Genomic DNA, 23464 nt, shown 5'->3' on the forward strand with positions numbered 1-23464 from the left:
AATGAATATCGATCCAAGTCAGATCGTGTACTTTGAATGGGGATTTGTTAGGATTACAGCTACCTTAGTATTTACATGGCTCACAATGTTGATATTAATTTTAGTATCCTTTTTGATTACTAGAACTATTAAAACCGGGAAAAAGGTTTCTAAAGGCCAAAATATTTTGGAAGCGTTAATAGAAACTATCAATACTCAAATTAAACAAATAAGTCAGGAAGAGCCAGGGAGATATCTTCCTTTTATTGGAACTTTATTTATATTTATATTGGCTTCAAACGTGTTATCGATTATTCCAGGATTTAAACCACCGACAGGTTCCTTAAATACTACGATTGCCTTGTCTCTCTGCGTATTTTTAGCAGTACCGTTTTATGGAATATCCGACAGAGGTGTTATAGGGTATTTAAAAGAGTATATTAAACCGACAATTATTATGCTACCGTTTAATATAATTGGCGAAATTTCACGAACCCTGTCACTTGCTATTCGTTTATATGGAAATGTGATGAGTTCAAGTGTTGTTGTAGCAATATTATTGGGAGTAATCCCGTTATTTTTTCCGATTGTTATACAAGCATTAGGACTTTTAACAGGAATCATTCAAGCTTATATATTCGCGATTTTAGCTATCGTATATATAGCATCGGTTACAAAAAACCAAAAAGAAAAATTGGACTTAGACTTAGACAATGAAGAAAGTAAATAAGGAGGAATATTATGGATAATATAGGACTAATTGGTATGACGTCAATAATTATTGCAGGAATAACTATGGCTCTAGGATCAATAGCACCAGCATTAGGTCAGGGAAAAGCTGTTTCACAAGCATTAAAGTCAATAGCTCAACAGCCAGATGAATCAAATACAATTACTAGAACTCTCTTTGTAGGATTGGCTATGATTGAATCTACGGCTATCTATTGTTTTGTAATTGCCATGATTCTGCTTTTTGCTAATCCGTTTTGGAATTTAGTGGTGGGGTAAATTATGGAGATAAGTTGGTTTGAAATCGCAGCACAAATAGTTAACTTTTTTGTACTTTTGATTATCTTACAATATTTTTTTTACAAGCCAATAACAAAAGCTATGGCGGATAGAAAAGAAAGAATTTTAAAGGCTGAAAAAGCAGCTGACAGTAAGATGAGTGAAGCAGAAGAATTAATTAAAACTTACGATGATAAAATAGAAGATATAGAGAGTGAAAAAAGAGTATTCTAGCAAACTATCGAGAAGAAGCTTTAGAGAAGAAAAACAGTTTATTGGAAGAATATGAAGAAGAAGCCAATAACAAACGCAAAAATTATATAGAAGAAGTAGAAGAAGAAAAAGAATACTTTATTAAAAGATTAAGAATGGAATTAGGAAAAAATGCTGTTCAAATAGCCTCTAAAATCTTAGCGACTATTTCTTCCAAAGAATTAGAAGATGAAGTTTATAAGTCATTTATAAATGATTTAGTACATATAAACGAAAACGTTCCAAATAAAGAGATATTAGATGAAAGCAGAAATATAAATTTATATAGTTCTAAAGAATTGTCTAAGGATGAAAAAAAGATATAGAATTAATACTAAAAGAAAAAATTGCAAATATAGAACAAATCAATTATGAAATAAATGAAAAATTAATCCTTGGATATGAGCTAAATTTAGAAACGTATACGGTTCATAGCAGTATAAAGAAATACTTGGATGAAGTTGAAGAAAATATAATAGATGTATTAGAAAGCCAAAATTTATAGGAGTATGTATATGTTAAACAAACAACTGTCCTATTTAGATAAAGCGATTGATGAATCACTAAAAGAAGATTTGAAAAAAAACAATATAGAAGAAAGTGGAACAGTTATTTCTGTAGATAGTGGTATAGCGGTTGTAAAGGGACTCAGAGTTGTAAAAAATCAAGAATTAATTGAATTCCCGGGCGAGGTTATGGGGATGGCCTTTAACTTGGATCCAAATAGTATTGGAGTTGTTCTCCTTGGAGATTTCTACAATATTAAAGCCGGAGATATAGTCAAAAGAACCTTTTCTGTTGCAGATATACCAGTATCTGATGATTTTTTAGGCAGAGTCATTAGTCCTTTGGGAGTAATTTTAGACAATAAGGGACCTGTAAATATACAGAAACATCTACCTGTTGAAAGAGAATCTCCTTCTATAATGAAAAGGGCTCCTGTAAATATTCCACTACAAACTGGAATAAAAATAATTGATAGTGTTGTTCCAATTGGCCGAGGACAAAGGGAATTGATTTTAGGTGATAGGCAAACGGGGAAAACTACGATTGCTATTGATACGATTATTAATCAAAAAGGTGAAGATGTCATTTGTATCTATTGTGCTATAGGTCAGCAAACAACATCTGTTTCTAAAACTATAGAAACATTAAAAAGAAATGGTGCTATGGACTATACAATCGTAATGATAGCTGGTTCAGAAGATCCCCCAGGAGTAGCGTATATTGCGCCTTATGCAGCGACATCTCTAGGAGAATATTTCATGGAGAAGGGTAAAGATGTCTTAATTGTATATGATGACCTTACAAGACATGCTAGATCATATAGAGAGCTTTCTTTACTTCTTGAAAGACCTCCCGGAAGAGAAGCTTTCCCCGGAGATATATTTTATATTCACTCGAGACTTCTTGAAAGATCGACGCACTTGCGAGAGGAATATGGCGGTGGTAGTATTACATCATTGCCTATTATAGAAACCCAGGCTGAGAATTTGTCAGCTTATATTTCTACTAACTTAATTTCTATTACGGATGGGCAAATTTATCTTTCTCCCAAATTATTTCAAAAGGGCAATTTACCTGCCGTGAATATAGGTACATCTGTATCTAGAATAGGAGCAAAGACACAAATTCCATCTTATAGATCAATTACTAGTGCCTTAAAACTTACCTATTCTCAGTTTGAAGAGTTAGAGTCATTTGCCAGCTTTGGAACAAGACTTGACGAAAAAACTAAAGAAACTCTTGTTAGAGGAAGAAGAATTAGAGCAGTTTTAAATCAAGGTCAACATTCTCCAATAGAAGTTACTGAGCAAATTGGAGTGTTAATGGCCGTAACGAATGGACTATTAGATAAAATTGACTTAGAAGATATATCTGAAGCAGAAGATTTAATAAGAAATGAAGTAAAAAAAGATTATGATTTCCGTACTGCTTTATTACAACCTGAAGCTATCGATGATAGTACCAAAGATGCTTTTCTAAAAAGAATGAAAAAATTATTGGAAATGGAGTTTAAACTATAAATGGAAACTTTGCAAAAATTAAAAAATAACATTAATTCTGCGGAAAGTCTTCAATCTATAGTAGGTACTATGAAAGCTTATGCTTCTAGCAACATAACCTAATTTCAAAATGCTGCGAATGCTTCATGGCAGTATAAGGGTGTGTTAGATAAATCATTATACATTATTTTTTCTGAGCAAGAAGAAATAAGTAGTCAAGAAAAAATAAGTAGTCAAGAAAAAATAAGTAGTCAAGAAGAAAAAGGTAGTAATTTGCATATTATATTTGGCTCTGACCATGGCTTGGCTGGAAGATTTAATGAGAGAATGACAACTTATAGTATAAAAAACATTCCAAATAATGAAGTTAATAAAAGTATCATAATAGGACAACAGGTATTTCAAAGGATTCAAGATGATTTAAATGTTGTTGATCTTTTTAAAGCACCTCAAACGATAGAAGCTATAACTAAAATGGTACATATTATTTTTTTAAGAATAGATGAGTTAAGAGACCAATATTCGATAGAGAAAGTTCTGTTACATTATAATAAGCCTAAAGATAGAACTACTTTCGAAGAAGAGAGCGAAGTTTTATTCCCAATAGATTTACTGGAATTTTCAAAAAAAGAAATAGAGTGGGATTCCAATAGAATACCTACTTATTTTACTAATAGAGAAAAATTAATATCCGATCTTGTCCGACAATATTTTTTCATTACATTGTATAGAGCTTTTTGTTATTCTCTTGCATCTGAAAATGCAAGTAGACTCTCTTCAATGAAAGCTGCTGAAAAAAATATAGAAGAAAGACTCGAGGAATTAAATTTTGATTACAGAAGGCAAAGACAAAATAGTATTACTGAAGAATTAAATGATATTATTTCTGGTTTCAAAGCCATAAGCAAATCTCAAGATTAATCATAAAAATCTGTTAATATAAATAAAATTATAGAGTTCATAAATAAAATATAGTTGAAATAGTGCAGTTATTACTTGAAAAAATACATATACAAAAAGATACCCTGATTCGATCTTAAATCAGGGTATTTTCTATGTATTTAATCTTTTCATGAGCTTATAGCTAGGAGAACTTGAAATAAAGAAAGTTGAAAATTGCAGAAAAAAATCTATAATAAAGATAGATGTACTTTAGTTAAAAATAGTGAAGTAGAAGGATAAGGTACTGGTATTCTTTTGAAATTTATCCACACAATGAAAAATGTGTTGAAATAAGACTTTCATATTTTTATCAATATTGTAGTTATACAGTAAGGAGAAAAACATGGTTAAAAATCGTTGCAAGTGGCCAAATCTTGAAAAAAGCGAAATATATATTGAATATCATGATAACGAATGGGGAATAGCTTCCTATGAGGATTCGTATTTGTTTGAAATGATTTTACTGGAATCATTTCACGGAGGATTATCTTGGCTAATTATATTAAAGAAACGGGAAGCATTTCGGAAAGCATTTGATAACTTTGATCCCTATGCAATAAAAGATTACTCAGAAGAAAAACTGGAAGAACTGATGGGAAACAGTGATATTGTTAGAAATAAAGCTAAAATTCTAGCAAATATTGAAAATGCAAAAGCATTTATCAAGGTACAGAAAGAGTTTGGGACGTTTTCAAAATATATATGGTCTTTTACAAATGATGAAATTCAATATGGAGACTCAGATCAACTTATTAAAACCAATGAATTATCCGATATGGTTTCGAAAGATATGAAAAAAGAGGCTTTAAGTTCATGGGCAGTATTACTACCTACTCTTATTTAGAAGCAATTGGAGTCATGAACAACCATAGTAGTACCTGCTTTAAAAATAATATTTAAAACAATAGCGAGAATAAACTTAAATATACGAGGAAGATACCCTTAAAATTGACCCTGTTCAATTATAAGGGTATTCTTATGTCATTGAACAAGAGGAGAATGAAAATGAAAGATATATTTGAACTAGTTTATTTAATCTATGAAGGAAAGTTAAAAACGCAAAGAGAATTTGCGGATCATATGTTTATATCTCTGGGTAAAGTGAATACCTTGTTAAAAGAAGCGATATCAAAAGAATATATCGTAGATCAAAAAGGATATAAACTTATGGATAAAGGCCAATCGTTACTAAGTAAACACAAAGTTGATAACGCTATCATCATGGCAGCTGGTTTTGGCTCTAGATTTGTACCAATGACATACGAAACACCTAAAGGTCTTCTAGAAGTACATGGAGAAGTCATGATTGAGAGACAAATTAAACAACTTCATGAAGTGGGGATTACTGATATTACGATTGTAGTAGGTTACTTGAAAGAGATGTTCGAATACTTAACAGATTTATATGGGGTAAAGCTCATTTATAATTCTGATTACTCCTTTAAGAATAATATTTCATCTCTATACTATGCAAAAGAAGAAATGAAAAATACGTATATATTAACTTCTGATATTTATATGGTTGATAATATATACAGGAAATTTGAAAACGTTTCATTTTACGCTGCTGAATACTTTGAAGACAATACGGATGAATGGGTTGTTCAAGTTAATAAAGATAATTTGATTACCTCCATCAATCCCTCTGGCGGAGAGAACACTTGGGGAATGTATGGTCCTGCATTTTTTAAAGATGATTTCAGTAAAAAAATGGTAGGATATATCGATGATATTTATGAGGACAAGTCTTGTGCTCAATATTACTGGGAAAATGTTTATTTAAATAATAAGGATACGTTAGATATGTTTATTAGAAAATATCCAAAAGGAACGATTCTGGAATTTGAATCGTTAGAAGAATTACGTGTCTATGATAAGAGTTACTTAAAATTCTCACGGTCAGAAATCTTAGAAGTGATCAAAAAAGTATTTGATGTTGAATTATCGGATATCGTAAGACTCCGAACACTGAAAGAGGGAATGACGAATGACTCCTTCTTATTTGAAGTCAAAGGAAAGAAGTACGTTTTTAGAAATCCTGGTAAAGGAACGGAGCACTTAATTAATAGAAACCAAGAAGCTCATGTATATGAAATGATTAACCCACTTCATATTTCTGATGATGTTATTTATTTGAATCCTGAAAAAGGGTATAAAATCACTTCATTTGTACCAAATTCACGAACGATTGATCCTAATCATGTAGCAGAAGTAGATTTAGCTTTAGAAAAACTAAGAATTTTACATGGTTCAGGTTTACAAACCAAACATTATTTTGATATAGAGGAACGAATCCAATTCTATCATCAATTATGTATAGATAGTCATGCTATTTTGTTTAAGGACTTTGATGAAGTGTATGAGAACATAAAAAAAGTAATAGATGTTTTAAACTCGATACCGAGAGAAAAAGTTCTGTGTCACATTGATGCAGTAGATATGAATTTCCTACTTGCTGACGGTGAAATAACGGTTTTAGATTGGGAGTATTCCGGAATGGCAGATCCTTTGATTGATATTGCGATGTTTATTGCGTATGCCAACAAACATGATCAAGAAATCAATGATTTATTGGATCGCTATCTAGAAAGAGAACATACAAAAGAAGAACTAATGATTGTAGAAGCTTATGTTTCTTTAGCAGGTTTCTTATGGGCTCTTTGGACACAGTATAAACAAGCATGTGGAGAAGATTTTGGAACATATGGGATGGAGCAGCATCAATATGGTCGGAAATATTCAAGAATTGTATTAGATAAGGTGAAGAACGATGCATAAAAAAGGAAGTATGATGGGGCTTACCTCTGGTTTTTTCTGGGGTCTTGATTCTGTAGTTTTGGGATTCGCATTAACCTTTCCAATCATGTTAGGCTTAGGTGTGGGTGCCTCTCTCATCACTACCTTTATCCATGATACATTTTCTTTTTTACTGTTAGCTTTTCTGATTTTAAAAACGAAGAAGACGAAAGAATTTAAACGTGTTCTAAAATCAAAATCAGGCCTTGCGATTATTATGGCTGCTCTACTGGGTGGGCCAATAGGAATGGGAAGCTATATACTAGCGATAAATTATTTAGGATCAACATTGGCGTCTAGTATTTCTGCAATCTATCCTGCAATCGGATTAGTTTTAGCGTTTATATTTTTAAAGGATCGAATGAAAATACATAGCATCATTGGTTTATTTATAGCAATCGGTGCGATTATTCTTATGGGGATTACGCCTAATATTTCTGTTAAAAGCTTAGGATTAGGTCTCATTTTTGTCGCCATCTGTGCGATTGGTTGGGGTAGTGAAGCAGTCATCATTGAAGCAGCACTAAAGGAAGATGTTTCTAGTGAAGTTGCCTTAACAATCCGCCAAATGACGAGTACCCTTACGTATAGTTTTATCATTATTCCTCTTATTGGTTATGAATCAGTAGCGAACATAGCACAGGTACCCATAGTCCTTCTGATTGTGATGGCTAGTGGTCTCATGGGGACCTTGTCATACCTTGCTTACTACAAAGCAATTGATTTGATAGGAGCTACGCAATCGATGGGATTGAACATATCTTATCCCGCATGGGCATTTGTTTTTCAATATTTGATTGATAGACAATTTAGTTTATATTTATTTATTCTAGCGATCTTTATTATGATTGGTTCGATTATGAGTAATGAGAAACCAAAAGAAGTCTTAAACTTATTTAGTCCAAGGTATTTTAAAAATAAATCAAGAATGGGTTAATTTGAAATATAAAAGGATTGATACTAAAAAACTTTTTGTTTGTAAGAAACATGTAGTGTGCTTCTTATGATAAAAGGTTTTTTTATGTCCACAACTAAAGATAGGAACGGATGGTTATAAGGACGAAAAAAGCATTTACATGGTACAGTATTAGTACATAATAAAAAATACACGGTATCTAAAATCTAATATAGATAGATTAAAAAGATTTAAACCTCAAAAAGGAAATGAAACTAGGGGGATATTGAATATGAATGAATTTATCAAATTAAGAAAATCTAACTCGAATTTTAAGAATACATACGACTTCACAACTACTTTTGTAAAAGAGTTTATGAATATAGAAAATATGCAGACAAAAAATGCGAAGTTTTTTAAAAATAAATTAGATGATATTTTAGATATTAATCAAAAAAAGAGAAGCGATGAGAAAAAGTTTGAGACTCTATTATCTTACATAGGGGAAGATCCCTACATTGATCGATTTACTATAGATAAGATTGTAAGCATTTACAATCTTTATCCAAAAGAAAAACTGATATCACTATTAAAAACAGAAATCGAGAAAGAGGATAATAATGAAGAAAAAAATATCATCTCTTAGATCTGTTGTTAGAATTTGAATTAGATATTTTATCCGTCGATCAAATCATGACTGTACTTGACAAAAACAAGGACAACTTTGATACGGTCACTTTACTAATCCAGTACATCTACCAATTTAAAAGCAAGATACCGAAAGAATACCTATATGAACAACTTACCAATCTTTATCCGATCGCAATAAAAATCCAAATTTTAGATGTACTAGATAGTCTCTATTCAATGGATGAATTGGACATAGAACGAATAAAATCAGAAATCACAACAGAAAAAAATCTGGTTTTTATAAAAAACTATATTGATTTTCTGAATGGAAAATACCAAAGAGAGCAAAAAGGTACCGTAATGCTACAATCAATGTTTTATGGTGACTTTGAAGATAGTGGTAAAGGAAACAATGGCGGCTTAGCCATTCTTCTTAAAACATTAGGAAATGAAATATCAATCGATAGTAGAATTGATTTAGTACTGACGATAACGATTAGTGACACGATGCGAAAACCATTTATGGCTTCCTACAAAGAGAATCATTTATTTGTAAGACTACCGGCCTATTTAGACCGAACAGTAGCAGATCCGTTTTTAAAAAAAGAATTATTTATAAAGCGATTTATTAAAAACTTTTTAGTGAAACTGAATATTCAACCAGACATCTTCCATATTCGCTACTTAGATAATGCATCCATGGCAACCGCCAAGTTAAGTAAAGAGTTAGGGAAGCAGTTAGTATTGACATTAGCTCCTGATCCTCATCGTAATATGACAGATGAAGAAGGTTCTTTAAAGCTCTTGAATTTTAATGAGGCCGAACTTTTATTAAATAAAATAAAAATAGGAGACGAATTAGTTCTGATGAGCGATAAGATATTAGGAATTGGTGGAAGAAAGGTTAGTAAGGAATTACTATTGTATTTTCCGCAATTCAATTACTATGATATGGAATATAAAATGAAGATGATTGATGAAGGTATAAAAATTGATAAAAACAGCTCAAAAAAAGACAATGTAGATTACATTTGTGAATTAAAAGAATTAGTGGGAATTGACTCTAGTTTTTGTGACCAACCAATTATTTTGAATGTAGGGAGGCTCGCTAAAATAAAAGGGCAAGTAGCTTTATTTAAGGCATGGGCAAACTCAGAATTAAAACAAACCCATAACTTGCTAATGATTGGTGGTGATCTAGAAAACCCTAACCAAGAAGAAAAGGAAATTATTGATTTCTTTAATCAACAAATAAAAGAACGTCCGGAACTAAAAGACAAGTTTTTCCATAAAGGTGCTTTGCACAATGATGAAATCAGATTAGTTGAAAAAAGTATTATGAAAAAGACTTTTGACTACCCACATATCTATCTAGCTTCAAGTATGAAAGAAGAATTTGGAATTGCTATTTTAGAAGCTATGTCTAGAGGTTTTCTTATCTTCGCTCCTATTAAAGGAGGAGTGAAAAGCTACCTAACGAATAGAGAAAATGGCTTTTTAATCAATACTTTTAATGAAAAAACGATAGCGAAGGATACACAAGAAATCCTTTATCATTCTGATATAAGCAATGAAGAGTTTAAACAGATTCAACTAGCAGGAAAAGATACGATTGAAAAAGAATTTTCAATTGATAAAATTGCGAAAACATTTACGGATACATATTTAACCCTATTAGGAGGAAATGAAATTGAAGTATAAATCTATATTTTTTATCAGTCCACCTTTTTATTCTCACTTTAATCCACTTTTAAATCTAGCAAAGAGTTTTAAAAAAGCGGGAGTGGATGTAACAATAGGGTGTAGTGTGGAATTTAAAAAATTTGTCGTTGACGAAGGCTTAAAATTTTATGAAATTGATATCAGTAGCAATAAAAATATTCAAAAAGCAGAAAGTACCGATCAACCTGATACTGAAAAGGAACGTTTGGATGAGTTTTTTGAATCAACAAAAGAAGGTGCGATTGAGACTCTGATTACACAGTCCAGACATCGCAAAGCTGATATGTTGTATGATCCTCATAAACTAATCGAGAATATCAAAATGATTGATGAAACGGTAGGCGTTGATTTATACGTTGTTGATATCTTATCTTATTCCGTTACTTTAGCTTTGTATTCATTAAATCTAGATTTTATAACGTATTGTCCTCCGCATCCGTATACAATTCCTGATGATGAAATGAATTATGGCGTACCAAAATACTGGCTATCTGCTATACGTGTAGAAAAGAATGATGAAGAAAGACTAAAAGAAGTATCGAAGTCTACACAAAAAGAATTTACAGAAGTATTTAATCAAATTATTTCTGAAAAGAATAAGGTAGCTCAAATTGACAATGCCTTTCGTTTGGTTTCTGATATAGCTGTTATTTACAATTATTTTGATTTTAATGAAGAGGAAGAAACAGAAAATATGCCCTATAAAATTTATGCTGGGAATAGCTTCGAAGAAAAAGAATTAGACTCTTCATGGAAAAAGATTGTAGATCATAATGAAATGAAAATTTTAATTACACTAGGTACTTTTCTGTCCAATCGTAAAGATGTTTTGAAAAAGTTGATTGAATACACAAAAGAGAAATATCCAGAAGCAATGATTATCGTTTCGGCAGGTGAAAATACAAAAGAGTTAGAAGGGTATGCTTCCAGTAAAATCATCATCAAAGATTTTATACCTCAAATTGCACTCATGCCGTATGTTGATTTAGTTATTTTCCATGGAGGATGTAATACGTTTACTGAAGCGATGTATTATGGGAAGGATATGATTGTTTTACCTTTCTCAAGTGATCAGTTTAATATTGCTCATGACATAGAAAAAAATGATTTAGGAGTCATTCTAGATCCAAATCACTTTAATCAAAACGATATGAAGACTGCATTTGAAAAAGTTGAGGATATGTCGAGAAATCGTCTAAAATACTTCAGTGAAATGAGTCAAAATAGAGGGACTGATTATGCCACCAAAATTATTTTGGGAACAGAATAGCTAAAATATATGTGGAAATTTACAAGGGATTTTATAATCATAAAAAAGGAGCCTAACAGCTCTTTTTTTTATTAGCAAAAATCCATTCAAGGCTAGTTTCTTCTAAAAGATACAAAAAAAGGTAGTGATTACGAGCCAAAACCTATAAAAAATTTGATGAAAACGCTTTTAAAAGGTAAGATAAAGATAATAATGATAGGATGCAGGGATGTGAAGGAACAATTTAATCTGAAAGAGGAGGAGATTAAAGTGAAAAAGAAATATCAAATAAGTGTATTTTTAATGGTTGCTACGCTTCTACTGGTTGGATGTTCATCTGAAGTTCCAGAGTCTAACCAGTCCGAAAAAATAGATTCTACTGAATTAAAAGAAAGTATTGAGCAAAAATCTATTCAATCAGAAGAATCAGAGTCCACTCTGCTAGAAGAAAGTGAAGAGTCAGAGATAGAGGAAGTTGGCAAAATAGAAGAGGAAGGGTATTCAAAGGTCTTAAATGATATTAAGGACATGAATCGTTATACAACAAAAATGAAAAGTATATCAAATGTAACCGGATATGAAGTAGAAAGCCTTATTACAAACGTGGTAGCAGATGACCAAACGTATTCATTAATTGAGACAGAAAATGGTATCTTAGAGCACATAGAAAAAGATGACAAGTCTTATCTAATTATGCATGACTCTAAAACAATTATTAAGTCTGATCGTTATGAAGAAGAGGAAGACAATTTAGTTTCTACAGATCCAACGATCGTCTACGATGATTTAGAATATATCAGTAAAGGGCAAGATACATTCTTAGGAAATAAAAGAGCCTATGAAGAATACAAAATGGAACTTGGAACAGTAAAATATTATTTTGATGGTGAAGAGCTAGATGGTATGGAAATAACTATGGATATGTCATCTTTAATAGAGGATGATGAAGATTTTGAAGAGAATGAGGAACTTTTTGGAACGGATGAAGTTATTATGATTCTAGATTTATTATCTTTTGAAAAAGAAGTGGATATGACTGTCTTTGATTTACCAGAAGATTATCAAATCATCGGAGAATAACAAATACAAATATACCTCCTAATAACGACTAGGAGGTATATTTGTATTTATAAAAAAATGTTATGTTCATTATGTAGTGATAAATAAATCAGCTTTCTGGAAAAATGGGAATGAGTTTTGTTTTCATTACATCTACTAAACCTAAATCACTGTATTTAAATTCTGGAATTACAGTTAGACCAAGAGTTACAATTCGAAGTAGTGGATTTAATGTGTCTAATCCAATTCCTCTCAAAACATTTTTCATATGGGTGGCTCTTTTTGCAGTTTCAAAACAATCAACTGCACTCATCAGGCCAAATACTGGAAGTTCAAGTGTATAAAGTAACTCTTGTTCATCAGAGCAGCTAATTCCGCCTCCACAGGCTTGCAAGGCTTGGTATACTCTGTAGGCTGCTTCTGGATAACGATAGACAATCATGAGGTTGTGATGGTCATGAGCTACTGTACTACCGATTGCGCCTTCTACACCTCCAAAATTTCTGACCAGACCAAGAGTGCTGTTTTTCTTTCCGTATCGATTAATGGTCAGTACGTAAGCAAGGTCAGGATCGTGACTAATATCAATCACTCCATTTTTTACAGGAAGCTCTTCTACTTGTAGATTAGTAATGGAAGCATTTAATTCATAATAAGTAGGAACATTGACTTTTACCGTGCCATTTTGTTGATTATTAGGTGCTCTCATTATAAAATCGGGTAGTTGTTTAGGTAGAATATTTACTGTGTTTATTTTTTCAATTTCGAAAGAACGTTTTTCAATTTCAACAACCATCTTCCCTTTCTCAGCAACTAGTTTCCCATCAAAGAACACTTTTTCTGGTTCGAAAGTACTAAAATCTTTTACTAAAAGAAAGTCTGCTACATAGCCAGGTGCTATTGCACCTAAGTTGGTTACACCAATTTCTTCAGCAACATGTAAAGTTCCTGCCCTGACTGCCTCAATAGGGGACATGCCTTCTTTTATTAGCAGACGAACCACATCATTCATATGTCCTTTTTCGAGGATATCTGCTGATTCGCGGTCATCTGTACACAATGCTAGGCGACTTCTCCAAGGAAGCTGTTTGACATCATTATAGATCGTTTTAATATTATGGGCCATGGAGGATTCCCGTGCATCGACATAGAGACCCACACGTAACTTATTGATAGCTTCGCCCGGAGAACGCGTCTCATGGTCTGTTGTGGGACCACCTACAGCGTAAGCACTCAACTGACGACCAGATTCGTTAACAATATGACCTTGAATATAGAGATTATTTCTCTCAGCTGCTTCAATCATATCCATCATTCGATCAGCACCATTTTCCACACCTTTAAAATCCATTACCTCAGCAAGACCAATAACATTTTCAAGTTTAGCTAAACGATCAACAACCGTATAATCGAAAGCAGCTCCTGACTGCTCCAAACCTGGAACAGCTGGTACACAAGATGGAATGTTGATATATTGACGCATTGGCAGATCTAATCCAGCATCATGCATATATTTAACTGCTTCCTCACCAGCAACGTTTGCTACTTCATGAGGATCAGTAACGACAGTTGTTGTCCCATGAGGAATAACAGCTTCTGCAAAGTTGCGAGGAGTAAGCATGGTGCTTTCTACATGCATATGAGCATCAATTAATCCTGGTATAATTGTTGCACCTTCAGCGTCAACAACTTCTTTGACATGATCTAAATGCTCTTCGAGATTTTCAGACTCCACATGAACAACAAAACCTTGATGAATAAATACAGTTGCAGGATATTCTTCACCAGTAAATAAATTAAAATAAAGTGTATTTTTTATAGCTAAATCTGCTTCTATTTCACCAAGTGCTGCCTGTAGTAAAGATCGTCTATCTGGAATAGGTATTTTTCTCATAGAATGATTCCTCCTATTTTTTAATTTAATAGAAAAAAGGATGAAAAATCCATCCTTTCGTTATATTTATTTAGTTTAAAATGAAATACAAGACAAGTGGAATAGACAGGATATACATTGCTGGGTGTACTTTAACTTCTTGTGAAGCAGGAGCGAATGTTTTTACAGCTACATCTGCTAAGATTCCAGCACTAATTCCTGTTGCAATACTACCTGTAAAAATCGTGAAAGCAATCATGATAAAAGGACCAAATGCTTGAACAAAGTTTTTGAAGTCAATATTTCCAATAGAAGAGATCATACTGTATCCAACAAAAATCAATGCAGGACCAGTAGCAGCATCTGGAATCATCAAAAATAGTGGGGCAGCTAAAATAGCCATAAAGAACATTAACCCGCTTGTTAAGGAAGTAAGCCCTGTTCTTCCACCGGCTTCTACGCCTGCTGAAGATTCTACAAAGGTAGTAATGGTTGTACAGCCGGTAAAAGCTCCAGCACACGTTCCGATAGCATCTACTAAAAATGGACGTTTAATTCCGGGATAGTCACCATTTTCATCAAGAAGATTAGATTTCTGTGCAACACCAAGTACAGTACCGAGTGTGGAAAAGAAATCTCCACAAAATGTAATGAAAATTAAAACGAAGGTACTTGCTTGCAATAAGTTTTTAAAGTCAAAAGCAAATGAAATATTTTGAATGGAACCTAAATCTGGTGTCGCAAAAAAACTATTGGGCATAGTTGTTACGCCTAATGGAATCCCAATGATCGTAATTAATATGATTCCAATCAAAAGTGCGCCCGGTACGTGATAAACAGTTAAAATAGCAATTAATATTAAACCAAGAACGGCTAGAAAAACAGGTGGTTGAGTAAAATCACCTAAACTAATACCATCTTGAAAATTACCGATACCAGAATTTTTAAATCCAAGGTAAGCTATAAAGAATCCAATCGCAACTGATATAGAAGTCTTGATATTAGCAGGAATAGCTCTTACAATAAAATCACGTATTCCAAGAAGTGAGAGGAGTACAAAGCTGATTCCACTTATAAGAACAATAACCATTATATTTCCAAATGACAATTCGCCACTTTGAAGTAAAATTCCTAACATAAAATTGGTCCCCATACCTGTAGATAATGCGAAAGGAAGGTTTGCATAAAAAGCCATTAATAAAGTAACCAGTCCTGAAACCAGCGCGGTCATAATAAGTAAAGCTGATTTAGTAATAACAACTCCATTGATATCTGTTATAAATTGTTCAGGTCCAAAACCTACAATCGCACCTGGCTGAACTACTAGTACATAAGCCATGGTCATAAAAGTGGTTATACCAGCTATTATTTCGGTCTTTATATTTGTATTGTTTTCCTTTAGCTTGAAAAATTTTTCTAACATATGCTGGTTTACCCCTTTTATTTGCTTTTCACAAATTATTTTTAAGACCTATTCAGTATAACGGTAACGTTCGTATATAACAACTTTTTATAATAAAAAAATCTTTTAAAATTAATTAAACGATTAAACACGAACGATTATAGGGTGTAAATATGATAACGTAAGTTTAAAAAGCGCATTCTAATTTAATGTTGTCACAAAAGTAGAAGTGTCTATGAAATTTACGATGAATAGCCATTTTATTTATCTAGTTTAATTTTACAAGCAGTGAACTACATAAAATAACTCCTAGAAATTGGAAATTAAATTTCTAGGAGTTATTTTATAGTTAAAGATCTACATAAATAAGTTCCCAACCTAATATTTGCGATAGGGAATTCTCCATTTGTATATAAAAGAAATAATATGTAGTGCTGAGAATACACTAAATAACATATATTGATAAGGAATGGCATTCTCTCTGAAGACTCCCATGATGATTCCAATTAAAGAAATCCAAAGTCCGTAAATGTTTCGTTCCAATATGATTGGCTTTCTTTGAGATAATAGATCACGTATAATTCCCCCACCTGTTGCTGTGGCTATTGCTGATACAACGACAGCACTAGCCGGAAGCTCAAGATTGATTGCAGTCAATGAACCTTGGATCGCAAAAGCAACGACACCAAAAGCATCTAGAATATTGGTCAAAAATATTTCTCTTTTAACAATGGGATGAGGAAAAATAATAACTAGTGTAATGGAAATCATCGCAACTATAAAAAGTGTTTGTTGATTCCACAACTGATAGTCTGGTCCTCCAATGATGATGTTCTGTAATAGCCCACCACCAAAAGATGTTAGTAAACCAAAAAAATAAACTGCAAATATGTCATATTTCTTTTCCATGGCAATTAACCCACCTTGTAGAGCAAAGGAAATGGTTCCTATTACTGCAAAAGCACTCCATGTATCTATTGATAAATCCATATAAACTTCTCCAATCTTACTATTAATTAGTACGCAATCAATTTCATAGACTAGTTCCAAATTTTTTTAAAATAATTTCAATAGAAAATGAATATCCAACTTCACACTTTAACATAGAAAGTCTGTTGATGAGAAGTTAATACCTTTTTCGTCTGATTAAACTGTAAAAAAATCTATAGAAATGATTCCTACAGATTAAATGGATCGTAGATGTTATACTTGAACATGTAATGTACAATTTTTATTATTTATAGTTAAACATCTAATGTTGAAAGAGGTAGTCATATGAAACTTACCAAAGATGAAGTTTTAGATATTTTATCCAATGAATACCCAGAACCTACAACTGAATTAAACTACACAAACATATTTAGTCTTTTAATTTCTGTTGTTTTATCTGCTCAAGCAACAGATATATCCGTAAATAAAGTAACGCCTGCTTTATTTGAAGCGTATCCAGATCCATATCACTTAGCAAAAGCAGATATAAAAGACGTAATGGAACTATTAAAAACAATTGGTTTATACAAAAACAAGTCTAAATTTATTATTGAAGCATCCCAAAAAATAGTAGAGGACTTTAATGGCGAAATCCCTCAAACAAGAGAAGAATTAGTGACGCTTCCGGGAGTGGGCCGAAAGACTGCTAATGTTGTATTGGCAGAAGGTTTTGGAATCCCGGCGATTGCTGTAGATACACATGTTTCAAGGGTAGCAAAACGATTAGGATGGGCTGATGAGAAAGATTCTGTAACGATCATCGAAAAAAAGTTAATGGAAATTATCCCCAAAGATCGATGGAGAGATGCTCATCATCAGCTATTACTTTTTGGAAGGTACTATTCAACAGCTAGAGATAAGAGAGATATTTATGACGTGTTACTTGAGGTAAAAGAAAAGCATAAAAATCTGTAGATTGAAACAATGCTAGAAATCCAAATAATATGGGTTTCTAGCGTTGTTTTGTAGATGTGGCTATTTTAATCATTCTTTTATAAAAACAGCTTTTAATTCTACATCATCGACTGGGACAAGTTCTAAAAATGAGTTTTTAGAATCACTATCTTCCCAATGAGAGAATTGGTATCCTTCTTTTGCGATGGCTTCTATCGAAATAGGAACCATTTTAAAATATGTTCCGGACCACAGTGAATTTTTTTCGTTTCCTGGTAAATCTTCCCTAATTTCCATTTTATTTAATCGGACATATCCAGATTCAGTTTCGTTGCTAACCGTTACTGAAATAGTACCCTCAATTTCAAACTCTTCCATCATAAATTCTCTTATAATAGAAGGACGTTCCTTAGCAAATAGTTTTTTTCTTTCAATATAGGACTGCCAGATTTCTTTAGAGGGGATGGAACCCCATTGTTCCAAATGGTAGTCAATTTCTTTATTTAACAAAGCAACTTTTTCATCCAATTTTTTATTGGCTGCCTGTTCATTTAAATAACCATTTGCAATGTCGTTGAATCTTCCCAAAAATCTATTTTTAAATTCTTGGTTTCTCATAAGCTCACGGAACAAAAAGTTAGGCCAAGTCTCACTCCCAAGTCTTCCATCAAACTCATTCATAACGATTTTAATCGTATTATGCTCATGATTAAGTGGCTGTTGGTAGTGACCCCATAATTCATCTGAGCGGTAAAAACCAAAGTCAGTATCATTTAACATCCAACGCCATCTTCCATCATGGCCGTAGGGTGCATCCTCGATGTATTCATCCGTATTCTTTCTCCAATACTTTATATTATTTTGTGGCTAATCAGCATTTCCATAATAAATTTCGGTAGCAAACAAATCAATAAAGTTATCAAAGTCCATCATGGTTTCAATATGGTTTATATGCTCCTCTTCTTGAATGTTATTCTCTTCAATATATTGAAGCATTTCTTTATAATGATTAACATCTTTATTTTTACCCCGATATAATTCTGCATCATTTTCTAATATGACGATATCATAACGATCCATGTCATAATGACTTTCTACATAATACTCATCGAGACGTTCACGAATATTTAAGATACCAAGATATTCACCGTTGAAAAAAATTACAGCAGGTTGATAGGCTTGGGTGTCAAAACTTTTAATTGGTTCGGAAAGTTCTTGCATAAATCCATCATTAAACATCGTCTGATCATTATCATTTCCAGAATTCCTTAAAATTAAATGCTTAAATGAGTCAACAAAACCTTCTGAATTATTTTTTTTGAGGGTTGAGAAAAAAACATTCTCAAAAGAATCTTTGGGTGAATATTCTGATTTTGCATATAGTCGAAAAGATTTTTGAGGATTTCCTCTTGACCAACCACCATGGATTCGAATCCCTGCATTTTGTGTTAATGAGAGGGTACCATTTGGTTCAAAATAATCAATATGAACTGGTCTTTCCCAATCACTACCTCTATTCATTGCATTTTTCTCTGTATAAATTCCTATTTCTTCATCGAATAAATGATCAGGATCTGTTACTAGTGAAAATACTGGTAGATTAAAGCGTTGGTTTATATTTGTAGCAGTGAAGTAAGATTTTGTAATCGTTTTGCTCCTTGCATTTTTTTCTGAAAGGATTTTTGCTCGTATAACCGTTGGGATATTTTCATTTTTCTTAATAGAGATTGGTGTATGGTAAAGGTGCGATTTTGAGGTGGGTTCTGATCCATCTAAGGTATAATAAATTTTTTTGTCTGTGTACTCAGTTGATAAATCTAATAGAAATGTGTTTGTATAAAAGCCTGTATCATGGGAAAAAGTAGGGGGATGTAAGGTGTGTAGGATTCGTAAAGGTCGTACTTCGCCTTTTAAAGCACCCTTACTTAAGAGTTCTTCAATAACGGATGGGTTAAAATTTTCTATTCCTGTATCAATAGCATTCAGTTGCTGTAACTGATCAAAATTAGCTAGTAGTTGGATGTCTTCTAATTTTGTATTGCGCATAATGAAAGTTTCCAGATTGATGAGACTACTGATAGGATCTAATGACTCGATGGTAGGAATGGAGTGTATATTCAGGTAAGTCAATCTAGTCAGGTTACGCAGAGGTTCTAACGATTTTATTTTGTTATTTCGAAGATTTAATTTTTCTAATCGATTTAAAGGTTCTAGGGGCTCGATAGACTCAAACTTATTTTCCCGAATATCTAGATTTTTTAAGGATGTAAGGCTAGAAAGTGGATTTAAATCTTTAATGTGATTATCTCTTAAATCGAGTTTCTTTAGAGAAATCATTGTACTAATTAAAGATATATCTTCGAGTTTGGTTGCTTCACCTTTTGAATCTCTCTTGACATTGTGTCGTAAGTCTAATTTTTCTAAGCTTAAAGAAGTGATTTCTTGAAAATTAATATCTTCTAAACGAGTTATTTCATTATTTCTAAGGTTTAAATCATCTAACTTAACCAGTTTCTTAAGAGGGGATACGCTTTTAACAAAATTGTTTTCTAGAGTTAATTCTCGTAGTTCACTTAAACGTTCAATTCCATTCAAATTTTCAATATTTCTATTCGAAGCATCCAGTGTATGTAAACTTTGAATATCACTAGAGTAAATTTTTCCTTCTTGCTTATCAATCGCATCTCTAATTGAATATTCCAGACCTACGTCTATAAATTCAAGATGTGAATCTGATTTGTAAGCTACAACAATAAAAATAAAGAGAGCAGAAATGATTAAAGCTAATAGGGCTAACAGTTTAATTTTTTTATTTTTTTATTCATAATTTCCTCCTTGTAATCATTTTCTAATAGGGAAGTGAATTATCAAAATATAAAATAAATTAGTAAAGAATAAATAGTGTTATATATATCTATGATACTAAATTAGATGAATAAAAGATACTTGTAACAGTTGGTACTCGTATAATACTAAAAAAATATGGTAAAATAATAGAAACAAGTCGTTTGAATCCTAAGTAGGCTATTCGGCAACAAAGGTTAATAGCTAAAAAAACAATGTAAGCGTATTTATTTAAGTAGGTAGATACATTGGTCAAAGAATTAGGAGGCAATTATGAGTACAATACATGAGTTAAAAGCAACGGTTGAAACTGTCAAATGGGGTTACTACGATAATTCTTGGAAACCTGTTTTACAAATTGAATCAGGTGATTTTGTTGATATAGAAGCTTTGAACCATCAATCAGGTGATGCACCCGATTTATTATTTGATGAGTCAATTAAAGCCATATATGACTTCAATGTTGGAAGACATATGGGAGATCACTTAATAACCGGTCCTATTTATGTGAAAGATGCTAAACCAAACGACATTATTGAAATGAGAATGATAGATGCTAAACCTAGAATGAATTATGGTTCGAACGTGATTGCAAACTGGGGTAACTTGTCAAATGAATTTAATCGTGAAGAGACTATCTTCATTTATGAAGCAGATCCGGAAAAAGGAATTACGTATCCAATTTTTAAGTATAGATATCCTAGACCAATTAACGCTCCAGGACTAGTAACAATACCAGGTACAGTAGAAAGAATTCCTATTCTTGAAAAGTTAACGATTCCTATGAATATGTTTTTTGGAGTTGCGGGAGTACTACCTGCAAAAAAAGGGAAAATCCACTCGCTTCCTCCTTACGAATTTGGTGGAAATGTTGATAATAAAAATTTTGTAGTCGGAACCTCTATGTATTATAAAGTTCAAGTAGAAGGTGCAGGTATTTATGTGGGAGACAGCCATTTTGCACAAGGAGATGGTGAGCTTAGTGGAACGGCAATAGAGGGAAGTGTAAATGGGCGTATCCAAATTATTCTCCATAAAAATAAACAACTATTCAGAAATCAAATACTTGAATCAGATACACATTGGGAAACCCATGGATACGGTTATACCTTAGATTTAGCTAATCATGAAGCGGCGTTAGAAGCAGTTGATTTTCTTACCCATCGATTTAATATTACAAGGGAGCTGGCGTATTCAACTTTAAGTGTAAAAGCAGATTTCCATGTAACACAAGTCTCCAATCGTATCGTGGGAGTTCACTGTAGAATTTTGAAAGAAGCTTATAAGGAATTAGAAATTAGTAAAGAATCTATTTGATAAAAGTAAATCAAAGTCTTTCCATTCTAAAAAAATGGAAGGGCTTTTTTTATATTGTTCTGAACCGTTCTAAATATGAAAATGGGTAAAAATTTTATTCATATAAAGTGCTTTTTCAATCAACACTTGGTAAAATAGCGTTGATATAACTTTGCTGATTAATCTTTTATAAGTTTAGACAAAGGAATTCTTTTAATAAAATCGAGGAGGAGATTTTATGAAGTGGAAGGGCAGAAGAAAAAGCTCGAATGTTCAAGATAGGCGTGGAATGAGTACGGGAGGAAAAGTTGTTGGTGGAGGAATAGGGGGAATCGGACTTCTTTTTGTTATTGTTTTTACTTTATTCGGAGGAGATCCTTCTGCGATTTTAAATAATCAATCAGTGAATACCCCTCAGCAACAAACGGTGCCCTATACAGAAAATGAAGAAGAAAAAGAGCTATCAGACTTTGTCGCGGTTGTTCTTGCGGATACGGAAGATGTTTGGAGCCAAGTGTTTGAAGAAAATGGGATAAATTATGAAGAACCTTCTTTAGTTCTTTTTACTAAAAGTGTGCAATCAGCTTGTGGTGTAGCGGGCTCTTCAACTGGACCATTCTATTGCCCAGTGGATCAACAACTGTATATTGATTTGAGTTTTTACAATGAATTAGTACAAAAATTCCAAGCCCCAGGAGATTTTGCAATGGCATATGTAGTGGCTCATGAAGTCGGTCATCATGTTCAAAAATTATTAGGAGTTTCAGACCAAGTTCAAGGACTTCGAGGACAGTTGAGTGAGAAAGAATTTAATAGATACTTAAAACGCTTGGAATTACAAGCAGATTATTATGCTGGTGTATGGGCACATTTTGAACAAGAATTCGATTACTTAAATGAAGGCGATATCGAAGAAGCAATGAATGCAGCCTCCGCGGTAGGGGACGATCGAATCCAAAAAGCAGCACAAGGGTATGTAGTTCCTGATAGTTTTACGCATGGAACTTCCGAACAACGAATGAGATGGTTCAAGAAAGGATTTGAATCTGGAAATTTAAAAGATGGCAACACATTTGATGTAACCGATAGTGAGTTATAAACGAATACGTATCGAAAGACCACAAACTGTATATACAGTTTGTGGTCTTTTTTGTGTAAGGAACAAGTAACTATTGACAAATTAAGTTTTTAATTTTAGTATATGAGTACATTCGATTATAGTAATACAGAAAGGTGAAATGATATTCTATGGAAAAATTATTCAAAGTATTAGGTGATGAAAATAGACTCCGAATTATTAACTTACTTTGTAAAGGAGAATTGTGTGTTTGTGATATTGAAGAAATTTTAAATACTACTCAATCTAATGTTTCTCGACATTTAACAAAACTCCGAAATGAAGAGGTCGTTATTTTTGAAAAAAGATCTCAATGGGCATATTATCAAATAAATCCAGTATTTATTGAAAATAATACATTCCTGTATCAATATTTACTTGAGAAAATGAATGAGAATGAAAAGTTTAAGAGTGATCTCGAAAGATTATTGAAATATGAAGAAAACGAATCTGATTGTGATAAAAACACTGAAAAAATATCTATAGATACAAAAAGTAAGGAGAGATGAA

General features: G+C 32.5%; 18 protein-coding genes and 3 pseudogenes. 17 read left to right on the top strand and 4 right to left on the bottom strand.

What is annotated here, in order from left to right; genetic code table 11:
- The first annotated feature begins 1 nt into the window (after nt 1).
- The 13 genes and pseudogenes from LZ578_RS04950 to LZ578_RS05010 all read left to right on the top strand — a co-directional run bounded on the left by LZ578_RS04950 (nt 2) and on the right by LZ578_RS05010 (nt 12559).
- Complete coding sequence (locus tag LZ578_RS04950; RefSeq protein WP_235146198.1) at nt 2-709, top strand: F0F1 ATP synthase subunit A; 708 nt, start codon at nt 2-4, stop codon at nt 707-709.
- An 11-nt stretch (nt 710-720) separates the two neighbouring features.
- Nucleotides 721-987 carry a F0F1 ATP synthase subunit C gene (locus tag LZ578_RS04955; protein ID WP_235146199.1) on the top strand — a complete coding sequence of 89 codons (267 nt, stop codon included), beginning with the start codon at nt 721-723 and terminating at the stop codon, nt 985-987.
- 3 nt (nt 988-990) lie between these two features.
- Entirely contained in the window at nt 991-1221 is a 231-nt protein-coding gene (locus tag LZ578_RS04960; protein WP_235146200.1) for a hypothetical protein, read from the top strand.
- Nucleotides 1222-1262: 41 nt separating this feature from the next.
- Nucleotides 1263-1565, top strand: a complete 303-nt coding sequence (locus tag LZ578_RS04965) for a hypothetical protein (RefSeq protein ID WP_235146201.1) — start codon at nt 1263-1265, stop codon at nt 1563-1565.
- 189 nt (nt 1566-1754) lie between these two features.
- Nucleotides 1755-3266 (top strand): alternate F1F0 ATPase, F1 subunit alpha, encoded by a 1512-nt coding sequence (locus tag LZ578_RS04970; protein WP_235146202.1) that lies wholly within the window; start codon nt 1755-1757, stop codon nt 3264-3266.
- A gap of 117 nt (nt 3267-3383) precedes the next feature.
- A pseudogene (locus LZ578_RS04975) lies at nt 3384-4166 on the top strand (F0F1 ATP synthase subunit gamma); the annotation flags it as partial.
- Nucleotides 4167-4530: 364 nt separating this feature from the next.
- Nucleotides 4531-5087 (top strand): annotated as a pseudogene (locus LZ578_RS04980) (DNA-3-methyladenine glycosylase I).
- A gap of 105 nt (nt 5088-5192) precedes the next feature.
- Entirely contained in the window at nt 5193-6965 is a 1773-nt protein-coding gene (locus LZ578_RS04985; RefSeq protein WP_235146204.1) for an NTP transferase domain-containing protein, read from the top strand.
- Nucleotides 6958-7920, top strand: coding sequence for a DMT family transporter (locus tag LZ578_RS04990; RefSeq protein WP_235146205.1), 963 nt, complete (start codon nt 6958-6960; stop codon nt 7918-7920). Before LZ578_RS04985 ends, LZ578_RS04990 begins: the two co-directional genes overlap by 8 nt.
- A 250-nt stretch (nt 7921-8170) precedes the next feature.
- Entirely contained in the window at nt 8171-8524 is a 354-nt protein-coding gene (locus LZ578_RS04995; protein ID WP_235146206.1) for a hypothetical protein, read from the top strand.
- Nucleotides 8525-8529: 5 nt separating this feature from the next.
- On the top strand, nt 8530-10209 hold the full coding sequence (locus LZ578_RS05000) for a glycosyltransferase family 4 protein (protein ID WP_235146207.1): 1680 nt from the start codon (nt 8530-8532) through the stop codon (nt 10207-10209).
- Nucleotides 10199-11500 carry a glycosyltransferase gene (locus LZ578_RS05005; protein WP_235146208.1) on the top strand — a complete coding sequence of 434 codons (1302 nt, stop codon included), beginning with the start codon at nt 10199-10201 and terminating at the stop codon, nt 11498-11500. Before LZ578_RS05000 ends, LZ578_RS05005 begins: the two co-directional genes overlap by 11 nt.
- A 249-nt stretch (nt 11501-11749) precedes the next feature.
- Nucleotides 11750-12559, top strand: a complete 810-nt coding sequence (locus LZ578_RS05010; protein ID WP_235146209.1) for a hypothetical protein — start codon at nt 11750-11752, stop codon at nt 12557-12559.
- 88 nt (nt 12560-12647) lie between these two features.
- Here the strand turns inward: LZ578_RS05010 and LZ578_RS05015 are convergent, their stop codons facing one another.
- The 3 genes from LZ578_RS05015 to LZ578_RS05025 form a co-directional block, all read right to left on the bottom strand.
- On the bottom strand, nt 12648-14432 hold the full coding sequence (locus LZ578_RS05015; RefSeq protein ID WP_235146210.1) for an adenine deaminase: 1785 nt from the start codon (nt 14430-14432) through the stop codon (nt 12648-12650).
- Nucleotides 14433-14502: 70 nt separating this feature from the next.
- Nucleotides 14503-15834, bottom strand: coding sequence for an NCS2 family permease (locus LZ578_RS05020; RefSeq protein WP_235146211.1), 1332 nt, complete (start codon nt 15832-15834; stop codon nt 14503-14505).
- 357 nt (nt 15835-16191) lie between these two features.
- A complete protein-coding gene (locus LZ578_RS05025; RefSeq protein WP_235146212.1) occupies nt 16192-16803 on the bottom strand; it encodes a trimeric intracellular cation channel family protein in 612 nt (203 codons plus the stop codon).
- Between the two features lie 285 nt (nt 16804-17088).
- Here LZ578_RS05025 and nth point away from each other — a divergent pair, with 285 nt between their 5' ends.
- Nucleotides 17089-17718, top strand: a complete 630-nt coding sequence (gene nth, locus LZ578_RS05030; RefSeq protein WP_235146213.1) for an endonuclease III — start codon at nt 17089-17091, stop codon at nt 17716-17718.
- 69 nt (nt 17719-17787) lie between these two features.
- On the opposite strand, the pseudogene LZ578_RS05040 reads toward nth, so the two are convergent.
- Nucleotides 17788-20292: pseudogene (locus LZ578_RS05040) on the bottom strand (CotH kinase family protein).
- Nucleotides 20293-20814: 522 nt separating this feature from the next.
- Here LZ578_RS05040 and LZ578_RS05045 point away from each other — a divergent pair.
- The 3 genes from LZ578_RS05045 (at nt 20815) to LZ578_RS05055 (ending at nt 23463) form a co-directional block, all read left to right on the top strand.
- The gene (locus LZ578_RS05045) at nt 20815-21858 is read left to right on the top strand and encodes an acetamidase/formamidase family protein (RefSeq protein ID WP_235146216.1); all 1044 of its coding nucleotides are present in this window, start codon (nt 20815-20817) and stop codon (nt 21856-21858) included.
- Nucleotides 21859-22075: 217 nt separating this feature from the next.
- Nucleotides 22076-22936: a neutral zinc metallopeptidase gene (locus tag LZ578_RS05050; RefSeq protein WP_235146217.1), complete on the top strand. Its 861-nt coding sequence runs from the start codon at nt 22076-22078 to the stop codon at nt 22934-22936.
- 149 nt (nt 22937-23085) lie between these two features.
- Entirely contained in the window at nt 23086-23463 is a 378-nt protein-coding gene (locus LZ578_RS05055) for a metalloregulator ArsR/SmtB family transcription factor (RefSeq protein ID WP_235146218.1), read from the top strand.
- The last annotated feature ends 1 nt before the right edge of the window (nt 23464 follow it).

This window comes from Jeotgalibaca sp. MA1X17-3 (genome assembly GCF_021513155.1).
GTDB lineage: Bacteria > Bacillota > Bacilli > Lactobacillales > Aerococcaceae > Jeotgalibaca.